General features: G+C 56.7%; 21 protein-coding genes. 7 read left to right on the top strand and 14 right to left on the bottom strand.

What is annotated here, in order from left to right; translation table 11 throughout:
• Positions 1–208 precede the first annotated feature (208 nt).
• From WLZ34_RS00725 to WLZ34_RS00705, 5 genes are all read right to left on the bottom strand, one after another.
• A complete protein-coding gene (locus WLZ34_RS00725; protein ID WP_428726725.1) occupies positions 209–925 on the bottom strand; it encodes a hypothetical protein in 717 nt (238 codons plus the stop codon).
• Positions 926–929: 4 nt separating this feature from the next.
• Complete coding sequence (locus WLZ34_RS00720; RefSeq protein WP_434731475.1) at positions 930–2,258, bottom strand: ATP-binding cassette domain-containing protein; 1,329 nt, start codon at positions 2,256–2,258, stop codon at positions 930–932.
• Positions 2,227–2,820 carry a hypothetical protein gene (locus tag WLZ34_RS00715; protein ID WP_434731474.1) on the bottom strand — a complete coding sequence of 198 codons (594 nt, stop codon included), beginning with the start codon at positions 2,818–2,820 and terminating at the stop codon, positions 2,227–2,229. Before WLZ34_RS00715 ends, WLZ34_RS00720 begins: the two co-directional genes overlap by 32 nt.
• A gap of 66 nt (positions 2,821–2,886) precedes the next feature.
• Positions 2,887–4,185 (bottom strand): asparagine--tRNA ligase, encoded by a 1,299-nt coding sequence (gene asnS / locus WLZ34_RS00710; protein ID WP_434731473.1) that lies wholly within the window; start codon positions 4,183–4,185, stop codon positions 2,887–2,889.
• Between the two features lie 106 nt (positions 4,186–4,291).
• Positions 4,292–4,849 (bottom strand): GNAT family N-acetyltransferase, encoded by a 558-nt coding sequence (locus tag WLZ34_RS00705; RefSeq protein WP_434731472.1) that lies wholly within the window; start codon positions 4,847–4,849, stop codon positions 4,292–4,294.
• Positions 4,850–4,898: 49 nt separating this feature from the next.
• On the opposite strand from WLZ34_RS00705, the gene coaBC reads away from it, so the two are divergent.
• From coaBC to WLZ34_RS00690, 3 genes are all read left to right on the top strand, one after another.
• On the top strand, positions 4,899–6,119 hold the full coding sequence (gene coaBC, locus WLZ34_RS00700) for a bifunctional phosphopantothenoylcysteine decarboxylase/phosphopantothenate--cysteine ligase CoaBC (RefSeq protein WP_434731471.1): 1,221 nt from the start codon (positions 4,899–4,901) through the stop codon (positions 6,117–6,119).
• A gap of 137 nt (positions 6,120–6,256) precedes the next feature.
• Positions 6,257–7,207, top strand: coding sequence for a cation transporter (locus WLZ34_RS00695; RefSeq protein ID WP_434731470.1), 951 nt, complete (start codon positions 6,257–6,259; stop codon positions 7,205–7,207).
• A gap of 75 nt (positions 7,208–7,282) precedes the next feature.
• Positions 7,283–8,491: a PLP-dependent aminotransferase family protein gene (locus WLZ34_RS00690; RefSeq protein ID WP_434731982.1), complete on the top strand. Its 1,209-nt coding sequence runs from the start codon at positions 7,283–7,285 to the stop codon at positions 8,489–8,491.
• Between the two features lie 6 nt (positions 8,492–8,497).
• Here WLZ34_RS00690 and gcvH read toward each other — a convergent pair whose 3' ends face one another.
• Together gcvH and glyA are read right to left on the bottom strand one after the other, a co-directional pair.
• Positions 8,498–8,938, bottom strand: coding sequence for a glycine cleavage system protein GcvH (gene gcvH, locus WLZ34_RS00685; RefSeq protein WP_434731469.1), 441 nt, complete (start codon positions 8,936–8,938; stop codon positions 8,498–8,500).
• A gap of 10 nt (positions 8,939–8,948) precedes the next feature.
• The gene (gene glyA, locus WLZ34_RS00680; protein ID WP_434731468.1) at positions 8,949–10,262 is read right to left on the bottom strand and encodes a serine hydroxymethyltransferase; all 1,314 of its coding nucleotides are present in this window, start codon (positions 10,260–10,262) and stop codon (positions 8,949–8,951) included.
• Here glyA and WLZ34_RS00675 point away from each other — a divergent pair.
• A complete protein-coding gene (locus WLZ34_RS00675; RefSeq protein ID WP_434731467.1) occupies positions 10,241–11,431 on the top strand; it encodes an ATP-NAD kinase family protein in 1,191 nt (396 codons plus the stop codon). The two genes, glyA and WLZ34_RS00675, sit on opposite strands and share 22 nt — an antisense overlap.
• 5 nt (positions 11,432–11,436) lie before the next feature.
• Here the strand turns inward: WLZ34_RS00675 and gcvT are convergent, their stop codons facing one another.
• Positions 11,437–12,552, bottom strand: a complete 1,116-nt coding sequence (gene gcvT / locus WLZ34_RS00670; protein WP_434731466.1) for a glycine cleavage system aminomethyltransferase GcvT — start codon at positions 12,550–12,552, stop codon at positions 11,437–11,439.
• 90 nt (positions 12,553–12,642) lie between these two features.
• Between gcvT and gcvPA the strand changes: the two genes are divergently transcribed.
• From gcvPA to lpdA, 3 genes are read left to right on the top strand one after another with little or no spacing between them, the layout of a single operon-like run.
• Positions 12,643–14,070: an aminomethyl-transferring glycine dehydrogenase subunit GcvPA gene (gene gcvPA, locus WLZ34_RS00665; RefSeq protein ID WP_434731981.1), complete on the top strand. Its 1,428-nt coding sequence runs from the start codon at positions 12,643–12,645 to the stop codon at positions 14,068–14,070.
• Between the two features lies 1 nt (position 14,071).
• The gene (gene gcvPB / locus WLZ34_RS00660) at positions 14,072–15,631 is read left to right on the top strand and encodes an aminomethyl-transferring glycine dehydrogenase subunit GcvPB (RefSeq protein ID WP_434731465.1); all 1,560 of its coding nucleotides are present in this window, start codon (positions 14,072–14,074) and stop codon (positions 15,629–15,631) included.
• Positions 15,628–16,989, top strand: a complete 1,362-nt coding sequence (lpdA, locus tag WLZ34_RS00655; RefSeq protein ID WP_434731464.1) for a dihydrolipoyl dehydrogenase — start codon at positions 15,628–15,630, stop codon at positions 16,987–16,989. Before gcvPB ends, lpdA begins: the two co-directional genes overlap by 4 nt.
• 49 nt (positions 16,990–17,038) lie before the next feature.
• Here lpdA and WLZ34_RS00650 read toward each other — a convergent pair whose 3' ends face one another.
• From WLZ34_RS00650 to WLZ34_RS00625, 6 genes are all read right to left on the bottom strand, one after another.
• Positions 17,039–17,860, bottom strand: a complete 822-nt coding sequence (locus WLZ34_RS00650) for a ParB N-terminal domain-containing protein (RefSeq protein WP_434731463.1) — start codon at positions 17,858–17,860, stop codon at positions 17,039–17,041.
• 126 nt (positions 17,861–17,986) lie between these two features.
• Complete coding sequence (locus WLZ34_RS00645) at positions 17,987–18,697, bottom strand: ABC transporter ATP-binding protein (RefSeq protein ID WP_434731462.1); 711 nt, start codon at positions 18,695–18,697, stop codon at positions 17,987–17,989.
• Positions 18,698–18,699: 2 nt separating this feature from the next.
• Entirely contained in the window at positions 18,700–19,467 is a 768-nt protein-coding gene (locus tag WLZ34_RS00640) for an ABC transporter ATP-binding protein (RefSeq protein ID WP_434731461.1), read from the bottom strand.
• Between the two features lie 15 nt (positions 19,468–19,482).
• Positions 19,483–20,466 carry a branched-chain amino acid ABC transporter permease gene (locus WLZ34_RS00635; RefSeq protein ID WP_434731980.1) on the bottom strand — a complete coding sequence of 328 codons (984 nt, stop codon included), beginning with the start codon at positions 20,464–20,466 and terminating at the stop codon, positions 19,483–19,485.
• A 5-nt stretch (positions 20,467–20,471) separates the two neighbouring features.
• A complete protein-coding gene (locus WLZ34_RS00630) occupies positions 20,472–21,434 on the bottom strand; it encodes a branched-chain amino acid ABC transporter permease (RefSeq protein WP_434731979.1) in 963 nt (320 codons plus the stop codon).
• A 9-nt stretch (positions 21,435–21,443) separates the two neighbouring features.
• Entirely contained in the window at positions 21,444–22,709 is a 1,266-nt protein-coding gene (locus WLZ34_RS00625) for an ABC transporter substrate-binding protein (RefSeq protein WP_434731460.1), read from the bottom strand.
• Positions 22,710–22,764: the final 55 nt, after the last annotated feature.

Raw genomic sequence — 22,764 nt, 5'->3', positions numbered from 1 at the left:
CTGTGCCCTTACGTGTACAGGGGATACCGTTAAGAATGTTACCAGTGAGTACACAAGTACTATAATTATTGTAAGTCCTAATACCTTCTCTCTTTTCAAGACTATACCACCCGTCTACCTTTTTACTTAAATTTTGTAGCTTAAAAGCATGAAACAACGTTGAGCTAATGGTATGGTTTCATCAATTGATTAAACGCTGATCGAGCCCCTAGAGCAGGTATAGGAGTAGAAACCCGGTAAGGGGCGTGATAAGGGATACCAGGAAGACAGGCAGGTCGTGTATGCGTTTGACCCCTGTCCTCTCCCAATCGGGGACGGGGTCGGGTAAGCCGTACAAGTAAACAGCTTCGTTGACCTGAATGCCGTACTCGACGGTGTATAGCAAGAGCGGCCTGAGCGCTAGGACGGTCCTCGTCTTCTTCAGTCTCACTACAACCAGTACCTCTGAGTAGGCTGAGACTATGCTACCGATGTGCGTCATGACCAGGGCTAGCATACGACCCGCCCTCTTTAACCCGGCCTTGTCAGCGAGCCAAACGAGCTCTCCAGGCCTGACCGTCTGCAAAAAGACGCTGATCGCCAGGAATGCCTCAACCAGTAAGACGGTCGAGTAGAGCGTGGACTCGACGCTAACCGGGTTGTGGAAGAGGAAAATCCCGACAAGCCTCATAACCAGGCTAATAGTCACGAAGAGCCCTATCACGGCGACTGCCCTGAGCAGCGTCCTCACACCACTCGCCACCTTGAGTATGGATAGTTCCACGACTGCGACTAACGCGGCTACAAGCCAGCTAGACGGCTTAGGTTGGGAGAGAGAGGCAAGTACTATGGTGACAAATAACGACATGGTCATAACAACGCGGCTGGCGAGAGAGGCTTCGAGGCCCTTACCGTATCTGAGAATCTCCGAAAAGCTCCTCAGCAAGTTCTCACCCTACGACCCCCCTTTCCGTGAGAGTGCCGTCGCGCAGCTCTACAAGCCTGAAGCCCTTGAGGTAGACGAGGTGCTCGGTACTGCTGGCAGCGACTATGATGGTCTTAGACGTCTCGGCCAACCTCCGTCCGATCCCCTCTCTATCTTGGTATGTCAAGCCCGAGAAGGGCTCGTCCAGTAGCAGGAGCTCGTGTCTCGAGTTAAGAGAGAGCTCTACGATAAAGCGGACGGCCTCACCCCACGACAGTGTGAAAGGGGACCTGTCCAGGGACAGAGCCCACCCCGAGTATAGACCTGGCAGAGCGTGGCCGGCCCCCACGGCTCTAGCCTCTTCCGAGAGACTCCCCTCGGTGAAGTAGAGGTAGGGTACTTGGGGTATGTAGAGCGTCTCGGCTCTTCTAACGACCCTCCCTTTCTCAGGCTTTAACACGCCCGCTATTAGCTTGAACAGCGTGGTCTTACCTGACCCGTTTAGGCCGTACACTACTACCTTGTCCCCTCTCCTAGCCGTTAAATTGATCCTGTTGAGACTCAAGGAACCTACGTGGAGCGAGACGTCTCTGAGCTCGAGCAGTACGTCCCTCTCCCACGCTGTGGGCTTCTCGGGAGTTATGCTTACCCCTGCCGTGTCTTCGCCTGTATTTACATCGTCCATTTGGTTCAAAACACCGTCCTTCAGTAACAGGACTTTGTCTGCTAGGTCGAGCAGTCTCTTGAAACGGTGTTCTAGCACGACGACAGCGACGTCGTACAGTTTGAGTATCTCTATGGCGCTCCTAACCTCCCGAACACCGTTGTCGTCGAGCCACATTAGCGGCTCGTCGAGTACTACGATGTCGGGGCTCGAGACCATAGACTTCGCGATGCTCACCCTCCTCAGCTCTCCCCCCGAAAGCTGGTCGACGTGCCTGTCGAGGAGGTGAGAGATCTTGAACACCTTGCTGACGTTAGAGATGGCCTTCTCGGCGAGAAGCTTCGACTTGTAGACCTGGTGCGCGTAAGCCGCCAGGTCCTCGTACACGACTGGGTAGACAAGCGCGGCTCTCGGGTTTTGCGGGACGACCTTGATCCTGTCCTTCACGTACTCCCAGCTCTCGTCCGTCAGTTTGACCCCTCCTATCTCGACGACGCCCTCTACGTCTGCATGGTAGAGTTTGCTCGCAACGCACGTGATCGCCCTCACAAAAGTGGTCTTGCCAGACCCCGTTCCTCCCACTATCAGAGCGACTTCTCCTTTACCGACCTCTAGGTCGAGGCCCCTTAGAACCCAGTCTCCACCGGGGTACCTGACTCTAAGACCCTTCACCCTGAGAACTTTTGACATAAGGTAAAACACCCACTTTCTCAAGCTCCCTGACGATCGGCAGCGAGAGCCACGTTACGTAAACTGCTGTGATGACGTTGAAGACGCAGACATATGGTAGGGCCATCAGGGTTAGCTGGAGACCCTGGCCGTAGATCTCGACCCACTTGAACAGGACGAAGTAGAAGGGGTCTATAGCGAGGTTTAACACGAGCATGCTGACCGTCCGTGACGCGACTACTAAGGCCGTGGCCAACGCGGAGCGGGCCTTCGTCGCGAACCACCTCCTCTGATAGAGGACGTAGAAAGGCAATATAGTGAAGCCTTCGGCAGCGACCTTCATGAACGGCCCTATCGGGTCTTGGGGCCTGTACAGGAGGAGGCCTATGTAGAAGACCGGTAACCCGGCGATCACGGTGAGACGGGGGCTGAAGAACATCGAGAGGGCCAGGGGTATGCCGGTGAGGTCGAATAACAAGTACTGTGCTGGGGGGAAGGGTATGTTGAATAAGTGGAGTATCACGGACAAAGCTACCAGGGACGCAACGATGCCGATGTTCTCCGCTTTACCTTTAGCCGGCAAGCGACCACCTGTCAGGCTCACATACTAGAATCAAAAGGTAGCTAAATAAAACTCGCCCGCCGGCCTCTAGGGGTATATCCTACCCCTGAACCTCGGGAACGGCATCGCGTCCCTTATGTGCTCGAGCCCAGCGATCCACATCAGCAGCCTCTCGATCCCTAGCCCGAAACCGCTGTGGACAACGCTCCCGTACTTCCTGAGGTCCAGATACCACTTGTAGTCGTCCACGTTGTACCCGTTCTCGACTATCCTCTGCAACAGCTTGTCGTAGTCGTCTTCACGCTGGCTACCACCGACCACCTCCCCGTAGCCCTCGGGAGCCAGCAGGTCGAAGCCTAGGACGACTCTCGGGTCCTCCGGGTCTAGCTTCATGTAGAAGCTCTTGACCTCCTTGGGGAAGTGCGTCACGAAGAACGGTCTGTCGAACTCCTGCGTGAGCAACCTCTCCTCGTCCGCGCCCAGGTCGCTACCCCACTTTATATCCACACCCTTCTTCTGGAGTATCTCGATCGCCTCGTCGTACTTTACTCTAGGGTAGGGAGTCTCCACAGCGGTCTTCAAGAAGTCCACGTTCCTGCCAAGCGCGTCCAGCTCTCTCCTCCTCTCCTCTAGAACCCTGTTGACGATGTGGGAGACGAGACTTTCTACTACTCTCATCATGTCGTTCATGTCGTACCACGCGGCTTCAGCCTCCAGGTGCCAGTACTCTGCGAGGTGGCGCCTAGTCCTACTCTGCTCGGCCCTGAAACTCGGGGTCAGGCTCCAGACCTTCTCCAAGCTGAATATCATGACCTCGAGGTACAGCTGGGCGCTCTGGCTCAAATAAGCCTGCTTTTCGAAGTACTGGACCGGGAATAGAGTAGCACCGCCCTCACAAGCTGAGGCTGTGAGTATGGGTGGAGTTACCTCCCACCAGCCGTCCTTCTTGAACCACTCCCTACCGGCGTCGAGTATCGTGTGCTTTATCTTCCATATCGCGGTGTACTTCGGGCTCCTAATGACGAGGTGCCTGTTGTCTAGGAGGTACTCGACCCCCTCCCCGCCCTTTATAGGGAAGTCCCTGCTGTAGCCCAATACTCTGAAGTAGTCGGCCACAACCTCGTACCCTGTCGGCGCCCTAGGCTGCTTCGTTACGGTACCGCACGCCTCGACGCTAGCCTCCAAGCCTATGTCCTTTAGTGTCTTGACGAGCTCCTCGCCGAGGACAGCCTCGTCCACTACTACTTGGACTACTCCTGTCGAGTCCCTCACCCTGACAAAAGCCTTCCCTCCGACCACGCTCCTACGGTAAATCCAACCCCTTAGACAAACCCTCTTACCCACCATGTCGTCGCTTAGCAGGGCGCCGATCTGGTGGAAGAGCATCCACGCCCCCTGAAACCATGATAGGCCTTAGGTCAATATAAACAGGTTGTCGCACCGAGCTTTGGAAAACACGGTACGTAATGCCTGTTAGGGCCTGTCACGGCGTCTATAGGGGCCTTGCCATCACGTAGGCGTCTTCCCCGTCTAGGTAATAGCCCCTGGCCACCTTGACGACTTCGTACCCTAGCTTCCTGTACAGGTTTATCGCGGGCTGGTTGGAGACCCTGACTTCGAGGTAGGTCTCCTCGCACTTGTAGTCGGTCTTCATACTGTAGATCCCGTGCGCCATCAAGGCGAAGCCCAGGCTCTTCCCCCTGTGTTCCTTTAGTATCGCTATGCTGACAACGTGACCGCTCCTCACGATGAAGTGCTTAAAGAAACCGGGCTTCCACTCCACTCTGTTCATTATGTACCCCACGACCCTTCCGCTCGGGTCTACGGCGACGTAGAAGGCTTTACCGTAGTGCTCGTACAGCTCGTAGAAGAACTCGTCCGGGTAGTGCTCTGGTAGTGACACCATGTTTATCTCTATGACGCTCTTTACGTCCTCCATCACCGCCGGCCTAACGGTGTAGTCGGCCGCCTCGGCGGCCAGCCTCTTCTTGGCCTCTTCCAGTATCTCTTCTGCGCTGGGCCTTTTGACCTCTGTTTTCAAGTCGTCCACCAGGACGTTATATATGCTCTGGCGAATAATCTATTTTACGGTGACATCGTTGAGTTTGCCTGAGGAGATCAAGCCCAGGGAAGTGACGCCACTAAGGGAGAAAAAGATCGTTCTCGGCTTGACGGCGAGTAGCGCGGTCTACAGGTCGATAGACCTTGCGAGAGAGATTATCAGGCTGGGCGCTAGCGTCAGGGCGGTTATGACGAGGGCCTCCACGAGGCTGATAGGGCCTGACCTAGTCTACTGGGCCACGGGCTGGGAGCCGTTCATCGAGTCTACGGGGAGGACGGAGCACATAGACTTGGCTAGGTGGGGTGATGCGATGGTGATAGCCCCTGCCACCCTAAACACGATGGGGAAGATAGCGAGTGGAGTCCTAGACGAGCTACTCCACTTGACCGCAGCCACTATGATGGGGGACGGAAAGCGGGTGGTTTTCGTGCCGGCCATGAACCTTAGGCTGTACAACTCCCCGCAGTACAAGAGAGTGGAAGAGACCCTTAGGTCCTACGGCGCAGTTGTAATAAGACCTATGATAGAAGAGGGTAAGGCCAAGTACCCCCCGCTTCAGGATCTCGTCCACTGCGTCGAGGCGGCCGTCAACAGGGGGGCAGACCTTGGGGGTAGAAGAGTCCTGGTAACAGCCGGCGCCACAGTCGAGAAGATAGACCCGGTTAGGGTCATAACTAACCCTAGCAGTGGTCTAATGGGTGTCCTAGTGGCCAGGGAGGCGGCCTGCAGAGGCGCTGTCGTCGACCTGGTCTATGGGAGGATGAGCCTGCCGCCCCCGTACAACGTTAACAAGTACTACGCCGAGGAGACAAGCGACATGGCGAGTATTGTGAAGGAGCTTACCGCGAAGCACGTATACGACGCGGCAGTGTTCGCGGCCGCGCCAGCGGATTACAAGCCGCTGGAGAAAAGCCCGACCAAAATACCGACTTCGAGGACCGAAAGGCTCACTATAACTCTAGTCCCCACGGAGAAAGTCATAGCCTCTATGTCGAAGAGGCCTAAGATAGTAGTGGCCTTCGCGGCGGAGACGTCTTTCGGTAGAGAACTCGCCGAGAGAGGCGCGGCCAAGTTAACCGAGTACCAGGCAGACCTAATGGTAGCACACAACGTACTGACAAGGGGCGCCGGCTTCTCTGAGAGCTATTTGGACACAGTCCTGATAACCCCCAGCGATGTCAGAGAACTCGGCCTCGTGCACAAGCTCGAGCTCGCCAGATACATAGTCGACTTCGTGTCAGGGAGCCTGCCAAAGTAAGTCCCTGGAGATGAAAAAAGTATATAAGAGGCATACACTATCACGCAAAAGAGGAGCTACAAACTACTTTTCAACAGGGAATAAGTCTCAACCAGGTTGCGTCCCTCCCTCAAGAGTTATTTCGCGGGTGAAGTGAAATGGCCAATCTCACCTTGAGGCTTAAGTGGTCTAGTAGAGTCCTGGCGTACACGTTTGCTCTCGGGTTAGTCGGCGTTTTGATCGACTCGGTGTTCGTCGTCTTTATGAACAACATAATACTGTTCACGGACTTGGTACACTGGGTCACGGACTCGCTCCTAGAACTAACTCTGCTCCTTGGGCTATACTTCGCGAGCCGCCTGAGCAGGAGGTACCCTATGGGTGTTGTGGTCCTGGAGTCGACACTGGGCCTTTTGATAGCCCTAACCGTGGTCGGGGTCTACTTCTACGTCTTCTACGACTTCTTGAACGGCCTGCTGTACGCGGGCGGAGCCGCAACCGTGAACATGTACTCCAGTATTGCCACGATCGCCGGAACCGCCCTCACCGTGTTAACGTACACCACGTTGAGGAGAGGGTTCGAGAAGTACAATGTAGAGACTCTCAGGTACGAGTCCACGCACGCGCTAGTCGACGTCCTGGCAGGCGTAACGGCCACCGTCGGGATACTAGCCACATCTATAACAAAGAGCACGGCTCTAGAAGTACTGTTCACGGTCGTGTTGATGATGTTCATACTCCACAGCGTACAAGGTATAGTCAGCGACAGCGTCTCGCTGATAAGAGGAGAGAACCTCGACTACAAGATGAGCCTCGCAGTAATGAACAGCATCCAAGACCTGCTGGCATCCGCGGGAGCCCGCGTCAAGTCTGTTGAAGCAAGGAAGCTAGCGTCGTTCTACGTGATCGGCGTCGAGGTGTACATCGACCCTCTCACCACGATAAGAGACGCTTTCAAATTGAGGAGGAAGATAGTCAAGAGAGTGATCGATCTCTACGACTCGGTATACCACGTAGACGTCAGGTTCCACCCGGAGGTGTCGTTTGAAAGGGTCGAGGAGGGCGAGAGGTCCCGGGGAGAAGAGTTGAAGGCGAGGAGGAAGAGGTAAGGACTCACCTGTCCACCGGACTAACGCTAAGGATTTATTCTCTAGCGAAACCCATTATGCAACTGTGTGGTGTTGATGTCGGCATCTCACAAGTTCTCCTACCGCGTAAACTTTGTTAAACCATCCCCGATAAGAACTCTCGTCTCAAAGATCTCGGCGATATCCGCCACGAGAAAAGTTATATCGTTTGCGGCCGGCGAGCCGGACCCCAACGTAATACCGAGAGACCTCTACTCTACTATACTCGGCAAGGTCCTCCACGAGGAGACCAAGTCCTGCAACTACTCTCCCACCGAGGGGCTGCCCTCGCTTAGGAGGTCTATCGCAGATTTCATGTGGAGGTACGAGGGCGTGAAGACCAGCGAGGACAACGTGCTGGTGACCGTGGGTGGGAGTCAGGCGATCGACTTGCTAGGAAAGCTCTTCATAGACCCTGGAGACCAAGTGATCCTCGAGAACCCCAGCTACGTTAACACGATAGTCGACTGGGAGTTCTACGGGGCGCGGCTTGTCGGGGTCGGCGTCGACGGGGAGGGAGTTGATACACAGGGTCTCGAGGTGGTCGTGAAGAGACTCATATCGGAGGGTAGAAAGGTAAAGCTCGTCTACACGATACCCACCGGGCACAACCCTGCCGGGATCGTCATGAGCGAGGAGAGGAGAAAGCACTTGGTCGAGATCGCGTCGAGGTACGACCTCCTGGTCGTCGAGGACGCCGCGTACAATCACCTGGTCTACGAGGGCAGCTACAAGCCGCTCTCCCACTACGACAAGGAGGGGAGGGTTGTCTACGTCGGCAGCTTCAGCAAGGTGCTCGGGACGGGTCTACGCATAGGATGGCTCAGCGCCCCCTCCGAAATAGTGGAATTCGTGAAGGCGATCAAAGGCCCTAGCGACATGTGCGCTCCAGTCCCGATGCAACTCCTGGTAGACCGGGTCTTAAGAGAGGGCCTATACGACCAGATAAAGAGGAGGGCCGTACAGGAGTACGCGAGAAAGCGTGACACGATGATGTCTGCCCTAGACGAGTACGTCCAGGGAGCCGTGTACAACAGACCGCGCGGCGGCATGTTCATACTGCTGGAACTCCCCGCAAGGGTAGACTCCGAGGTCTTTGCCGACGTGCTACTGGAGAAGTACGGTGTAGCGGTCGTCCCCGCAAAGCCCTTCTACCTCGACGACTCTGGGAGAAGCAGCATTAGGCTTAACTTTACGATGGTGGAAATGGACGAGATCGAGGACGGTATTAAAAAGCTCGGGCTTCTAGTAAGGGAGCTATCCTAGTAGCGGTTAGTGGGCCTGCCTCCTGATCTTCTCAGCGTAGGCCTCGGGTTTCAACAAGCTGTTAAGTTCGTTTAGGTCCTTGATCTCCAGCTCGAATATCCAGCCCTCGCCGTAGGGGTCTTTGTTGATCAGCTCAGGTGTATCGGTAAGCCTCTCGTTGACTCTGGTAACAACACCTGACACCGGAGCGTAGTAGTGGGAGGTCGCTTTCACAGAGTCTAGACTCCCCACCGCCTTCCCCTTCTTCACCTCCGTGCCGACCTCCGGCAGCTCGACGCCGACTATGTCTCTGAGCTCTTTCTGAGCGAAGTCTGTTACACCTACAACGCCTTTATTGCCCTCGACTTTAATCCACTCGTCGCTCTCGGTGTAGAGCCTGTCCGTCTTGACCACGTACTTCTTTTTCCCAACTTCTACCACTATCTCCCCGCTAGACACGCCGCTCACCCACCCCGTGTCATGGATGTAGTAGGAGAGACAATAACCTTACCTCGTCCTCTCTCGAGATCTTGAAGCAGTACTGGACCTCGAGGAACTCCTTCCTGAACTCGACTACTTTCCTCCTGACTTCTGACGGGTCCCTTTTATCCACGATCACCTGCTTGATGAACTCGGCTATTTCTTCCATCTCCCCCTCTCTCATACCCCACCTTGTGACCTCCTGCACGCCTATCCTGATACCCGAGGGGTCTTTCACGTCCTCCGGCCTGTCCCAGGGCAACATGTTCTTGTTGACTATTATGTGGGCTTCCTCCAGGGCTGCTGCGACCTTTGTACCCCTCCCGTGCCTCGAGACGTCTAAGACGACCTGGTGGCTCTCGGTGAAGCCCTTCTCCTCCATCACGACTTTCACCCCCCTACTCGCCAGAGCCTGCGCGAGGGCCTTGGCGTTCCTCACCACCTGGCTTGCGTAGTCCCCTCCGAACTCCCTCATCTCTAGAGCCGTGACCGCGGTGGCGGCTAGCCTGTGTAAGTGGTGGTTGGAGACGAACATGGGGAATATCACTTTACCTATCTCCTTGTAGTCCTCCTCTAGCCTAGTTGCGAACAAGCCTCCCTGAGGCCCAGGGAACGTCTTGTGCGTCGAAGACGTTATAACGTCTGCCCCCTCGTTGAGGGGGTTGGGCCAGACTCCCCCCACTATGAGGCCTAGCACGTGCGCCACGTCGTGTATTACCTTGGCACCCACGCTGTGCGCGGCCTCGGCGATTGGTCTGGTGGGGTGGGGGAAGATGTAGAGGGAGCCCCCGAGCGTGACTATCTTGGGCTTGACTTCTTCGATCAGTTTAACGGACTTGTCCACGTCTATGTTCCACTCCTCAAGCGAGAACGGCATGTCTATCTGCTCTATCCCGAGAGCACCTAGCGTGCCGTAGCGTGTGTGGCTAACGTGCGCCCCCGCTTGGACTGGCGCCACCACAGCCTTGTCCCCGGGCTTGGTGAAGGTCCTGAAAGCAGCAGCGTTGGCTGTAGTGCCGCTGACCGGTCTTAGGTCCACGAACTTGGTGTTGAGCAGCTGGCCCATGAGTTCTGAGGCCTTCACCTCCAGCTCGTCGACGTACTTCAGCCCCTGGTAGAACCTCTTGAAGGGCTTGCCTTCGGCGTACCTGTGCATCATGTCGTTCAAGTAGAGCAGCATCGCGAGCGGCGACATCACGTTCTCGCTCGCTATTAGGTTGATCGTCTCCTTCTTCCTGTACCTGGTATGGGTGGTCGTGAGGTCGTAAACGTGCTTAAGGTCGGGGTACTTTGATAGTAGGTCCTCTAGCATTAGACCCCTTCACCTTCTTATTGTTTGTACACGTATATAAGGATATCATAGAGCCAGTGGTAGTGATGAGGGTCGGCTTCGTTGTCAACCCATATGCCGGGCTTGGGGGCTTCATAGGTAGCAAAGGAACCGACGAGAAGGCCGTTGCGAGGGCTCTCTCGCTTGGTTACCAGCTGATCGCCCCTAGACGCGCGGTAGAGTTCCTGCGGAGCCTGCGTTCGAGGGAATTTAGAATAGTGACGGCAGCGGGCTTAATGGGCGAGGACGAGGTCGCTGAGGCGGGGCTCAACGAGCTCGTGGAAAGGGTCGTGGGAGAGAGGAAGGGGTCTACGACCAGGGAGGACACTATTGCTTCAGCCACCGAGATGCTTCGTGCGGGAGTCGACATCATTGTCTTCGTGGGGGGCGACGGCACCCTAAAGGACGTTTACAGCGTAGTCGGGACCTCGGTACCTGTTTTGGGTGTCCCCAGCGGGGTTAAAGTCTACAGCGGGGCCTTCGCGTACACCCCACGGGATGCGGCCGGGATTCTCGAGGCCTACCTGCGCGGCAGCGGGGCCATCGTCGAGGCGGAGGTTGTGGACGTAGACGAGGAGCTGTTCCGGTCGGATAAACTGAGCCTGAGGGTTTACGGCTACGTCAAGACTGTGAGGGTCGAGGGCCTACTACAGCCCAGTAAGGGTCTCGTGACGAGCTCAGACGACGAGGAGAACAAGAGAGCGATAGCTAGGTACCTGTACGAGACAATGGAGGACGGCGCTTACTACATACTGGGCCCCGGCAGTACGGTGAAGGCTATCGGGGAGTTCCTACGGGACGACCTCACGCAGTTAGGCGTAGACGTGGTGCTCAACAGGAGGGTGGTGTTGAGGGACACGTGGGAGAGGCCTCTGCTGGAAATAGTCGGCAGAGGTGTGAAGACGTACGTTGTCGTCACGCCGATCGGGAGACAGGGCTTCATATTCGGTAGGGGTAACCAGCAGATCTCGCCGAACGTACTGAGGCTCGTCCCAAGGGAGAACATCATCGTGGTCGCGACACTGTCCAAAGTCCGCGAGCTGGACTACTTAAGGGTCTACACTGGAGACGAGGAGGTGGACAACAAGCTTAGGGGTTACTACCGGGTGCTGGTAGACTACGGTCAGTATATGGTGAAAAAAGCGGTTTGACCCCCTCACTTCTTGGCGATGAATGGGAAGTCGGCTATCTTGGCTTCGTGCCTCCTGCCTCTAACTTCTACCTCCACCTCCTCGCCCAGTACAGCGTACCTGGTGTCTATGTAGGCTTGCGCTATAGGCCTCTCTAGGACTGGCGAGTACATTCCGCTGGTGACCCAACCAACACGGACGTCCTCGACGTAGACTGCGTCGCCGTTCCTGGGCACGATCCTCCCAGCTTCTTTCGAGAGCTTTAGGCCGTACCTCACCCACCTCGGCCCCTCCCTGCGACAAGCCCTGAGAGCCTCCTCTCCAACGAACCCTCGTTTACTCCACGAGATGGCGCCCATCCCGTACCTCAACCCGACCGCGCATGGGAACTTCAGGGGGTCTTCACCGTACTCGTTACCCCCCAGCACAAAACCCGCCTCAATCCTGAGGGTGTCCCTGGCTATGAGGCCCGCCGGCTTTACACCCAGCCTCACGAGTTGCTCGACTAGCTTAACGGCCTCCGCCGGCCTAGCCCATATCTCGAAACCGTCCTCTCCAGTCCAACCACTCCTGCTCACGAGGTAGACGCTCGAATTGCCGATTACCTCGTTCTGCCTGAACTCGAGCGGCCTGAGCCCCGAGGCCCAGCCGGCGCCGAGGGCCTCCATGACCCTAACGCTCTCCGGGCCCTGCAACGCTAGCATGGAGTACTCGTTCGTCAAGTCCGAGATCTCGACCTTGAAGCCCTTTTCGCTCTTGACGGACGCGAAGAAGCTCTTCATCTTCTCCGTGGCTAGGGCGTTCGTGACTATCAGCCACTCCTCGTCGCTCAGCTTGTATAGCATCTCGTCGTCCTTCACTCTCGCAAACTGGTTCAAGGACAGGGTTGGGCCGCTCATGAACCCTGCTTTGACCTTGCCTAAGTCCTTCGTGTAGACGTACTGCAAGAACTCGAAGGAGTCGCTGCCCCTCACTAGGAGTCTCCCCATGTGTGAGACGTCGAAGAAGGCCGCCCTTCTTCTCACTTCGAGGTGTTCTTCTATGGCGCCGCTGAACCTGTAAGGAACCTCCCAATCGCCGAACGTGCCCGGCTCAGCGCCTAGTTTTTCTACGTAGAAGTCTAGAAGCTGGATTTTAGGCATAGTCCCGATCTCCGTCTCGTCGACAGTACAGATATGATTCCTATAAGCAAATATAAGCTCACGCGACATTCCTTATCACGGATGAACGGAATGACCCCAGATTACACTCAGCCGTGGATATCCACACTCAACGGCAAAGACGTAGAAAAGATGCTGAAGACGATCGGCGTCAAGAGCGTAGAGGAGTTGTTTGCCGACATACCGGAGACGTACAGGATGAAGCTCGAAGACTGGTTAAGGCTAGAAATAGGGTTCGGCAGGCCCTTGTCCGAGGTCGAGTTGAAGAGGTTAATGGACGAAAAGCTGAGTAAGAACGCGGCCCTTAGAACACCCCCGTTCATGGGTGGGGGAGTCTACCCTCACTACGTGCCACCGGTAGTGAAGTACATAATATCGAGGGGCGAGTTCTTAACAGCCTACACACCCTACCAAGCCGAGATATCGCAGGGGCTTATGCAGGCCATCTTCGAGTACCAGAGCCTCATGGCCGAGCTTCTCGAAATGGACGTAGTGAACGCGTCGATGTACGACTGGGGATCGGCACTAGCCGAAGCCGTTCTAATGGTCTCGAGAGTCAACAAGGGGAGGAGCAAGTTCCTTATCCCGAAAAACGTGAATCCCTTCCACAAGAGGGTGGTCGAGGCTTACACCAGGCCCCACGGTATAAAGCTCGTGGAGGTAGAGTACGACAGGGCAACCGGCGAGGTCGACTTGGAGGACGTCAAAAACAAGTTGGACGGCGAGACCGCCGGCGTCTACGTCCAGTACCCGAACTTCTTCGGCGTGATCGAGAGCGGTGTGAAGGAGGTCTTCGAGCTAGCTCACGAGAGAGGGGCCTTGGCAGTCGCCGGGGTATACCCGGTGTCGCTCGGCTTACTCAAGCCGCCGGGTGAGCTCGGCGCCGACATCGCGGTGGGTGAGGGGCAGTCTCTGGGGCTAGGAATGAACTATGGAGGCCCCCACCTGGGGATATTTGCCGTCAGGTACGACATGAGGCTGATTAGGCAGATGCCCGGTAGGCTGATAGGCCTCACCACCACGAGGGACGGGAGCGAGAGGGCGTTCTCGATGGTCCTCCAGACCAGGGAGCAGCACATCAGGCGCGAGAAGGCTACCAGCAACATATGTACGAACGAGGCGTTGATGGCGATCGCCGCCGCGGTGTTCATGTCGCTCCTGGGGGGCAAAGGCTTGAGGAGGCTCGCCGAGATCAACTACTACAACGCCCACTACGCTCAGATGAAGCTGTCCGAGATCGGTTTGAACACCGGGGTCTTCAAGTCAGACTTCTTCAACGAGTTCCCTGTTTCGTTCAACGGTGTTGGCGTGAGGTACAAGGAAGTCCACGAGGGGTTGCTGGCGAAGAGAATACACGGTGGGCTGTACATTGGTGACTACTACCCCGAGCTAGGCGAGACGGCCTTGTTCGTCATCACGGAGGTGCACTCAAGGGACGACATCGACCTCCTCGCGGGCGCACTGAGTGAAATCCTGAGAGGTGGCAAGGGGGTGCCGTGAGATGTTCAGGCAGGCCAAGTGGAACGAGCCGTTGATTCTGGAATACCCCGACAAGGGCTTCACGGGGCTCAGCTTAGACTCCTACAGCGACAGCACGGCTAGGGCCGTGGGAGAGATCAGGATACCGAAAAGGGTCCTCCGAGACACCCCTCCTAACATACCCGGCCTCCCCGAGGTCGAGGTGGTAAGGCACTATACACGGCTCTCCCAGATGTCCTACGGGGTCGACAACGGGCCGGTACCACTAGGCTCATGCACCATGAAGTACAACCCGAGGATAGCCTGGTGGGTCGCATTTGACGAGAGGGTCGCGAACCTCCACCCGCTCCAAGACGAGAGGACTGTCCAGGGACTGCTCGAGATACTCTTCGAGCTGCAGAAGTGGCTCGCCAGCATCACGGGCATGGACGTCTGCACTCTCCACCCCGCGGCGGGCGCGCACGGGGAGCTGGCGGGCGTACTGACGATCCGGAGGTATCACGAGGTGAAAGGGAGGGCCGACTTGAAGAGGGAGATCATAGTCCCGGACAGTGCTCACGGGACCAACCCGGCCAGCGCCTCAATGGCCGGTTTCGTCACCGTCACCGTCCCGACGGGTGAGGACGGAAACATCGACCTGGAGGCCCTCAGGGCGGTCGTCGGGGAGAGGACGGCGGGGCTGATGATCACCAACCCAAGTACACTCGGGCTGTTCGAGGAGAGGATAGGGGACATAGTGAAGCTGGTGCACGAGTACGATGCTCTGCTCTACTACGACGGTGCCAACTTGAACGGCATCTTAGGCTACGCCAGGCCGGGTGACATGGGCTTCGACATCGCCCACCTGAACCTACACAAGACGTTCAGCTCCCCCCACGGTGGCGGTGGCCCCGGGGCGGGGCCGGTCTGCGTAAAGGATCGAGTGGTCGACGAGGACAAGAACATCAGACTTAGCGACCTCTTACCGGGCTACCTAGTGGTTTACGACGAGGAAAAGGGCATCTATAGGCTGAGGCACCCCGGGCCTCATAGCGTCGGCCTGATAAAGTCCTTCTTCGGCAACGTGGTACCGCTGGTGTGGGCGTATGTGTACATAGCGTCGCTCGGGCCGCAGGGGCTAAGGAGAGCGTCCGAGCACGCTGTCCTGGCTACAAACTACTTTATCAAGCTTGTCGAGGGGGTGAGAGGCTTCGAAGTGCCTTACGGTAAAGGCAGGTTCAGGAAGAACGAGGTCGTGTTGAGCGCGAAGCCTCTCGCAGAGGAGACCGGTGTTACTGCTATGGACGTCGCAAAGGGGTTGCTCGACGCCGGCTTTTACGCGCCCACGGTCTACTTCCCCCTAATAGTGAAGGAGGCGCTGCAGGTGGAGTTCACCGAGAGCGAGGCGATAGAGAACATAGAGAGGTATGCTGAGAGGCTGAAGGAGATCAGTAGGGTGGCCTACGAGAACCCTGACGAGGCGAAGAAATGGCCTATTAATACCAGCGTTAAGCTCATCGACTACGTGAAGGGGGACCACCCCAAGACGCTAGCGCCCACGTGGAGGGTTTACGTGAGAAAGCAGAGAGGTGAGCTATCGTGAAGCACGACGTTGTAGTTGTGGGGAGCGGTGTAGCGGGCTACCCGGCGGCGATCATGCTGGCCAGGAGGGGCCTCAAGGTCGCGGTCGTCGAGGAGCACTACCTCGGGGGCGAGTGTACAAACTACGGATGCGTACCCAGCAAGGCCTTCTACCACGTTGCCGAAGCCGCTAGGACGGTGAGAAAGGTCGGGGGGAGTGCGGAGCTGCCTTGGGAGTCGATAGTAGAGTGGTCCAACTCCATGGTCGAGGCCGCTCGCCAAGGCATCGAGTACCTGTTCGAGTCCTACGGTGTTAAAGTCTACAACGGGAAGGGGGTCATCAAGGAGGGTAAACGAGTGAAGGTCGAGAACGTCGAGATAGAGGCGGAGAAAGTCCTCCTCGCCCTCGGTACAGACCCCAGGCCCTTGCCGGGTCTCGAGTTCGACGGTAAGCTCGTCGTGAGTAACAGAGAGATCTTCCAGATGAGGGAGCGCCCTGGCTCTCTGGCCATTTTGGGCGGGGGTGTGATCGGAGTCGAGGTTGCCAACGCACTCGTCAACCTCGGCGTAGAGGTAACCGTTGTGGAGAGGTCCAACCAGATCCTACCGTTCCTAGACAGCGATGTGGCACAGGCAATTAGAGGCCACTTGAAACGCCGGGGAGTCAACGTACTAGAGGGTGTCGAGATCGCTGGGGTGGAGAGGGGGGAGAGCGGTGTTCGCCTGAAACTGAGCGACGGGAAGGAGACAGCGGTGGATAAGGTGCTTGTTGCCGTAGGGCGTGTACCGAAGACTTCCAGCGTCAACCTGGAGAACGTGGGGGTCGAGCTCGACAGCGCCGGTTTCGTCAAGGTCTCGCCTAGGCTGGAGACCAGCGTCCCCGGTATCTACGCCGCGGGGGACGTTGTGGGCGGCCCCCTGCTAGCCCATAAGGCGATGGTCGAGAGCATGATCGCGTCGAAGAACATCGTGGGGGAGGAGGCCCACAACATCGACTACAGGCTAGTCCCGTTAACGATTTTCACGGGCCTGGAGGTAGCCTACGTGGGTTACACGGAGAAAGAGCTCTCTAGGCTGGGGATAAAGTACGTTAGGTACAAGGTACCATTGAACTTTTTATCGGCCGTGAAAATAAAGGACGGGTCTTACTCGTTCATAAAAATGCTGGTCAGCGAGGATTCTTCGAGGGTGTACGGCGTCCACATAGTCGCACCGAACGCCTCTGAGGTCATTTCGGCCTTCATCCCGGTCGTGATCGGGAAGATGATGTTCGAGGACGTCTCTCAACTCCCCTACCCGCACTTGACGGTAGGGGAGGCCCTTCGAGAGATAGCTCTCCTGATGCTGGGCGAGCCTGTACACATTCTAGTGAGGAAGTGAGGTCTAGAGGAGGAGTATAGGTGGAACATAGAGAGGGACAAAAACTTTTTCATTCAAAAACGTAGAGTTCCTCATCGTATCTCCTGTCCAGTACAGTGCCCGGCGGCAGCCTCCTTATCCTCTTACCAGAGAGAAGCTCCCTAACCCTCCTGTTGACCTCGTCTTTCGGCAAGTCGCCCGTTAACCACTCGAGAGGCACGTTGATGTTCATGGGCCTCGCTGGTATGACGTGCCTCGTAGCCTTGTGCGTGAACACCTCACCCCTCAAGGCTACTCTTCTCACCTCGTCTTTTGTTATCACGGGGGGTATCAGCGAGGCGGCAGCCTTACCGGATTTCACCGCGTCTATCGAGTCTTTTTCAGTCATGTAGCTGATCTTGAAGCCCCTACTCACTAATGTGGACTCGACCTCCTTGACTCGGTCGTAAATCTTCTTGATGTCGTTTTCTCCGGAGGATACTACATAGATGCCTGAGGGCGTGACGAGCACGCCCACAGCCCTCCTCTCGCTTAAGAGCCGCTGCCCCTCCTCCATGCTGCTCAGTTCCCCGACGTGGAACCCGGCGCTTTTGATGGCGTCTACAAGCTGTCTCCAGTCGCCGCCTGCGAAGACCCTGCCCCAGGCGTGCAGCTCTATCGACTCGTTGTCGTAGTCCACGAGGCAGACGGGTATGTACTTGAAGCCTATCTCCTTAGCCGCAGCCACCCTGTGCATCCCGTCGAGAACAACAAATGTCTTCTCGTCGACGAGGATGGGGTCTTTGAACACCTTGTCGCTCCTTATTTTTTCCACAAGCCACCTCAGTATGCTGGGTATTATCTCCTCGTGTATGTGGAGTTTATCCAGGTCCTCCACTGATATCTTCAGCACGAGCCTGGGTGTCTTTATCTCGTAGAAGCTCGATACCTTTCACCTCGCCGATTGCTGTGGGGAATGATTTGGGGTCTCACTAATTAAGTTTTACCCGTCGAGCCGGGCTACCGTGTCTTAGTTGTCTCAAGATACCTTGCGCCCTGTCAAGAAGGTCTCAATAAGCGTTCTCGCCTCGTGGGAACCGGGGAGGTACTCCCCGGCTATCCTGCCCTCGACGAGGTGGTAGACCCTGTCCGCTACGCTCATCGCGTAGTCGACGTTTTGCTCGACCAGGAGGATCGACACCCCCATACTCTTGATCTCTAGGAGCTTGTTGAGTAGGCTCTTGCTGGCCTTGGGAGAGAGGCCCGTAGTCGGCTCATCGAGTAGGAGTAGCTTCGGCTTGGACATCAGGGCTCTCGCGATCGCCAGCATTTGCCGCTCCCCTCCGCTCAAGTTCTTCGCCTTGCTCTTCGCTCTATCGGCTAGCTCGGGGAACAGCCTGAAGACATCCTCAATGTCGTCTCTCAACCTGTCGTGGCGCCTCGTGTACGCCCCAATCACTAGGTTTTCTAGGACGCTCAGGTTAGGGAAGACGTTGTTGGTCTGCGGAGAGTAGCTCAAACCGAGCGCCACTCTCTTCTCCGTCTTTAACCCGGTTATGTCGGTGCCGTCGAAGTAGACCCTCCCGCTGTAGACCTCGGCCAACCCCATGATCGAGTTTAGCAACGTTGTCTTGCCAGCTCCGTTCGGGCCCACTACCGAGACGACCTCTCTATCCCCAACCCTCAAGGACACGTTTTCTAGAACTTTCAGCTTCCCGTAGCCGGCGGCTAGATTAACGACTTCCAGCATTCTCACTTCCCCAAGTACGCCTTTATCACCCTCTCGTCCGAGACCACCTCGTCCGGCTTGCCCTCGGCGAGTAGGCTACCGTTGTGAAGGACGTAGACGTAGTCGACACCCTCCAGTAGCTCGGTTATCCTGTGCTCTATGATCACGAACGTTGAGCCCTTCTCCCTGTTTATCTTCCTTATGGTATCGGTCAACTTGCGCGCCATCCAGCTCTCCACTCCTGCGAAAGGCTCGTCGAGCATGAACAGCTTCGCGTCAGACATGAGACCCCTCAACGTTTCTACCAGTTTAAGGTGTCCTGCGGATAGCTCAGCCGGTCTTTTGTGTGCTATGCTCTCGAGGCCGAACTCTCTCAGGATGCTCATCGCTCTCGCGATAGCCGCCTCTTCGACGTCGACCCACTTCCTTCGGAGACTGCAGGTGATCGACGCGCACGAGCCGTAGTCGTAGAACAGCAGCATGTTCTCTAGAACGGTCAGCGAGGGTATGAGCCGCGGTATCTGGAAGGTTCTAGCGACACCCATCCTAGAGATCCTGTTAGGGTTCCACCCAGTGATGTCGACTACTCTGCCGGAGCCCTCGATCAGCACCCGCCCCTCGTCGGGCGTGTAGTAGCCTGTTACCACGTTGAATAGCGTTGTCTTACCCGACCCGTTCGGGCCTATTAAGCCCACTACGAGCGAGGAGGGCACGTTTATCGAGACTCTATTCAGCGCCACGACTCCGCCAAACCTCTTGGTGACCTTCTCGACGATCAGCTTAACGCCCACGCTCTCCCACCCCTCTCACAGCTTTGACACGCCTCCTCGTCTAGGTGCGAGACCCTCCGGCTTCTTAAGTAGGACGACCAGCATTACCAGCCCCACTATGATCCAGCGGAGGTAGTCGGGGGTCACAAGCGTTGTGCCAATGAAGGGTATGACGAACCTCGTGGCGTAGTCCACGGAGGCGAGGAGGACAGTGCCCAACACGCCGCCCACTATGCTGTCTATACCGCCGAGGATCACCATTGCCCATATATTGAAGGTGAGCGAGGGGGTGAACATGTTCGGGTTTATACTCGTGAAGTAGTACGCCCAGAGGACTCCCGCTACACCCGTAAAGCCGGACGTAAGGGCAAGTACCTTGGACTTGATCAGGGGCGTCGGCCAGCCCGCGTACAGGGCGACGAGCTCGTCGTCGCGCATCCCCTTCAGAATCCTGCCGAGCGGCGAGTTCATTATCCTGCTAACGGTGAAGTGGGTGAGGCCTACGAAGCACCACACTATAATGAGGTACAGCGCCTCGGCCCCCCTGGCCTGCGGAAGCCACGCGAAGGGGTTTGGTATGCCCATGAACCCCTTGCTCTCGCCTAGCGGCTCTGTGTTCAGGTAGAAGAGCCTCAGGACTTCGCCCGTGCTCAGGAGTGTGAACCCGACTAGAGCGCTTCCGACCCTGTGGATAGGGTACGTCAACAGTAGGCCAAAAAGAGCCGAAACAGCGAACCCGGCGGCAAGGGACAACAAGAAAACGGACAGGTCGAGTACAGGGTTGCTCTTCGATATCGTGTACAAGAGCTGTATCCCGTTCACGTCGAAGGGAGACGCCCTGCTACCAGCAATTGCTAGTGGCAGGTAGGTTCCTATGAGTGCGCCAGTGTAGGCTCCCAAGCCGTAGAACGCCACCTTGCCGAAGTTCGTGATCCCGCTTGACACCTCGAGAGTCAGCGTCAGGGAGAGGACCAAGTAGATGCCGATATAGGTGGTTAGAGTGATCAGGAAGCCCAACACGTCGATCAACGTCTAGCACCCCTCGTAAACCTGTACGGCACACCACCCGCAACTCCAAGTGGTGGGCTTACGATCAGAGTCGCGAGTAGCACGGTAAACGTGAGCATTGGCTTAATGCTAGTCGGCAAGCCCAGGTACGTGCTCAAGAGGTCTGTGCCAAAGTTCTCCACTCCGCTAATCAGCAGTGCACCAGCGGCTGTCCTCGTGAGTGATGAGAGACCACCTATGAAAGCGATAGTGAAAACCTGTAGTATGAGGGAGTCTCCTACCTCGGGCGTTATTGCCCCACTGTACGTGGTCCACATGACACCTGCCAGCGATGTGAGACCGGCTGTGAGAAACCAGGTGAGGCTGACAACTCTTCCCACGGCGACACCCGAGAGCGACGCCAGCACGCTGTTGTCCGCGACCGCGAGTACAGCCCTACCCACTCTAGTCTCGCTTAAGACCAGGTATAGGATAAACATGGACGCGACCGCGAGTAGTGGGAAGACTACAAGGCTCTGCTGTACGCCTACAAGCCCGGCTCTCACCGTTAACAGGGAGATATCGTCGTAGTGGATCTGGGAGTACGAGACCAGGTTCGTCCTCCAAGCGGAGCTCGCGATATCCGACACGATGTAGAGCACGTACTTGAGGACGATCCACAGCCCCATGGAGGCGATCATGAGGACGTCCCCCTTCACCCTCATCTCGGCGAGAGGCTTGAAGACGGCTAAATTAGACATTACGGCGATCAAGCCCGTAACCGCAAATGAGGAGAGTACCGTTAGCAAGAGCGAGTTGTGCCCGAAACTGCTCCTCATATAGTAGTCCAGTAAAACAGCTGTGTAGGCCCCGTAAGTTATGTAGTTTGCGACGGTGAAGTTGATCACTTTAGTAACGCGGTAAGCGAGGACGAGGGGTATGGTCACGGTGAGGTAGAGAAGGGAGAAGAGGAAAAAACTGACTAAGTCTTGGGTTATCATCACGGCTCGTCACCTGTACGGCGTCGTAGTGAAGATCACAGAGTCGCCTTGGACCATGCCGACGTCCATGAACTGGTATCCCTGGTCTGTCTTGACGATCGCCCACACGCCGTAGTCCTGGAAGGCCTTGTCACCGTTTTCGTCGAACATGGTCCAGCCGCTAGGGCCATAGTAGTGCTTGGCCACCTCGACGAGGGCAGCCCTTATCGCGTCGCCGTCGTACTTGCCGGCTCTGAGGATGGCCCATCCAGCGAGCTGTACTGCGTCGTAGAGGGTGTCGCAGAAGACGGTGGGCTCTACACCGTACTTCTCCTTCAGCTTCTTAGCAAACTCGTCGTATAGCGGGTTGTGGACGAAGAGGGGTCTCGTGCCGAGCAGCCTGGCCTTCTGCGCGAACTGCCCTATCGTCGGCGAGAGGAGCTCCTGGGCCCCGTGCGGCCCCTCGGACAAGAACCACCTAACACTGGAAAGAACGCTGTTGCCGGCGGCGTGTGCTAGGATGTTAGCGGCGTCCGTGTCGAAGGCTATCAACACCACGGAGTCCGCGCCAGTGGACTGCACCTTGGAGGCGAGGGCGTTGACCTCGGAGGTGTAGTCGCTCAGGCCTGCCTGGTATGGCAGGTCGTACACCTTCGTGTTGTTGAACTGGGAGAAGTACCTCGTGAAGAAGTCGGCGAAGGCGTTGCCGTACTCGTCGTTGCGGTGGAAGACTACTACCGTACGGGCGCCTTGCGTGTAAGCTAGAGTAGCAAGGGCCTTAGCCTGCTTCGCGTCGCTACCCACGGTTCTGAATATGAAGTCGTTCGGTATCGCGAGGGTAGGCGCCGTCGAGGACGGGGATATGATGACGATGTGGTTGGCGTCCGCGAACGACTTGACAGCCTTGACCTGCGAGCTGGCGGCCGGGCCTATGACGACCTTTATACCCATCTGGGCGAAGCTCTGCACGTTAGCGAGGGCCTTGTCGTCCTGTGTACCGTCGTCCAGTATTACGGGCTTGAAGGTAACGTTGAAACCGTAGGCCTTGACCTCGTTGTTCAGGTCGTCAAGAGCGAGGTAGACGACTTTCTCCCATATCTTGCCGATGGAGGACAGCTCTCCAGACAGCGGTAAGGTGAAGCCGATCTGGTACTCCCTAGCCTGGCCCGCCTGCGGGGCACTGGTTGACTGGGGGGAGAGGGCGGTGCTGGTCACGTATCCTAGCGGGAACCCCACTACAAGTCCTATGAGTAGTAAGGCCAAACTCGCTGGAGACAACTTCAACCAGTCGCTCACCTTGTAGGAGAGTAATAGAGGTGGGAGTTGTATATAAGCTTAAATAAAAATGTGA

Origin of the sequence: Thermogladius sp. KZ2Tp1 (genome assembly GCF_051131135.1) — an archaeon.
Lineage (GTDB): Archaea > Thermoproteota > Thermoprotei_A > Sulfolobales > Desulfurococcaceae > Thermogladius.
The sequence above is the reverse complement of the archived record's forward strand: the minus strand, read 5'-3'. Positions and strand labels throughout refer to the sequence as shown.

Excerpts from the sequence above, each read along its gene's own strand:
- gcvPA (WP_434731981.1), top strand. The coding sequence starts at position 12,643 with ATGACCCCAGATTACACTCAGCCGTGGATATCCACACTCAACGGCAAA.
- glyA (WP_434731468.1), bottom strand. The coding sequence starts at position 10,262 with ATGCTAGAGGACCTACTATCAAAGTACCCCGACCTTAAGCACGTTTAC.
- WLZ34_RS00695 (WP_434731470.1), top strand. The coding sequence starts at position 6,257 with ATGGCCAATCTCACCTTGAGGCTTAAGTGGTCTAGTAGAGTCCTGGCG.
- WLZ34_RS00645 (WP_434731462.1), bottom strand. The coding sequence starts at position 18,697 with ATGCTGGAAGTCGTTAATCTAGCCGCCGGCTACGGGAAGCTGAAAGTT.
- gcvPB (WP_434731465.1), top strand. The coding sequence starts at position 14,072 with ATGTTCAGGCAGGCCAAGTGGAACGAGCCGTTGATTCTGGAATACCCC.
- gcvT (WP_434731466.1), bottom strand. The coding sequence starts at position 12,552 with ATGCCTAAAATCCAGCTTCTAGACTTCTACGTAGAAAAACTAGGCGCT.
- WLZ34_RS00630 (WP_434731979.1), bottom strand. The coding sequence starts at position 21,434 with ATGATAACCCAAGACTTAGTCAGTTTTTTCCTCTTCTCCCTTCTCTAC.
- WLZ34_RS00720 (WP_434731475.1), bottom strand. The coding sequence starts at position 2,258 with ATGTCAAAAGTTCTCAGGGTGAAGGGTCTTAGAGTCAGGTACCCCGGT.
- asnS (WP_434731473.1), bottom strand. The coding sequence starts at position 4,185 with ATGCTCTTCCACCAGATCGGCGCCCTGCTAAGCGACGACATGGTGGGT.
- WLZ34_RS00690 (WP_434731982.1), top strand. The coding sequence starts at position 7,283 with ATGTCGGCATCTCACAAGTTCTCCTACCGCGTAAACTTTGTTAAACCA.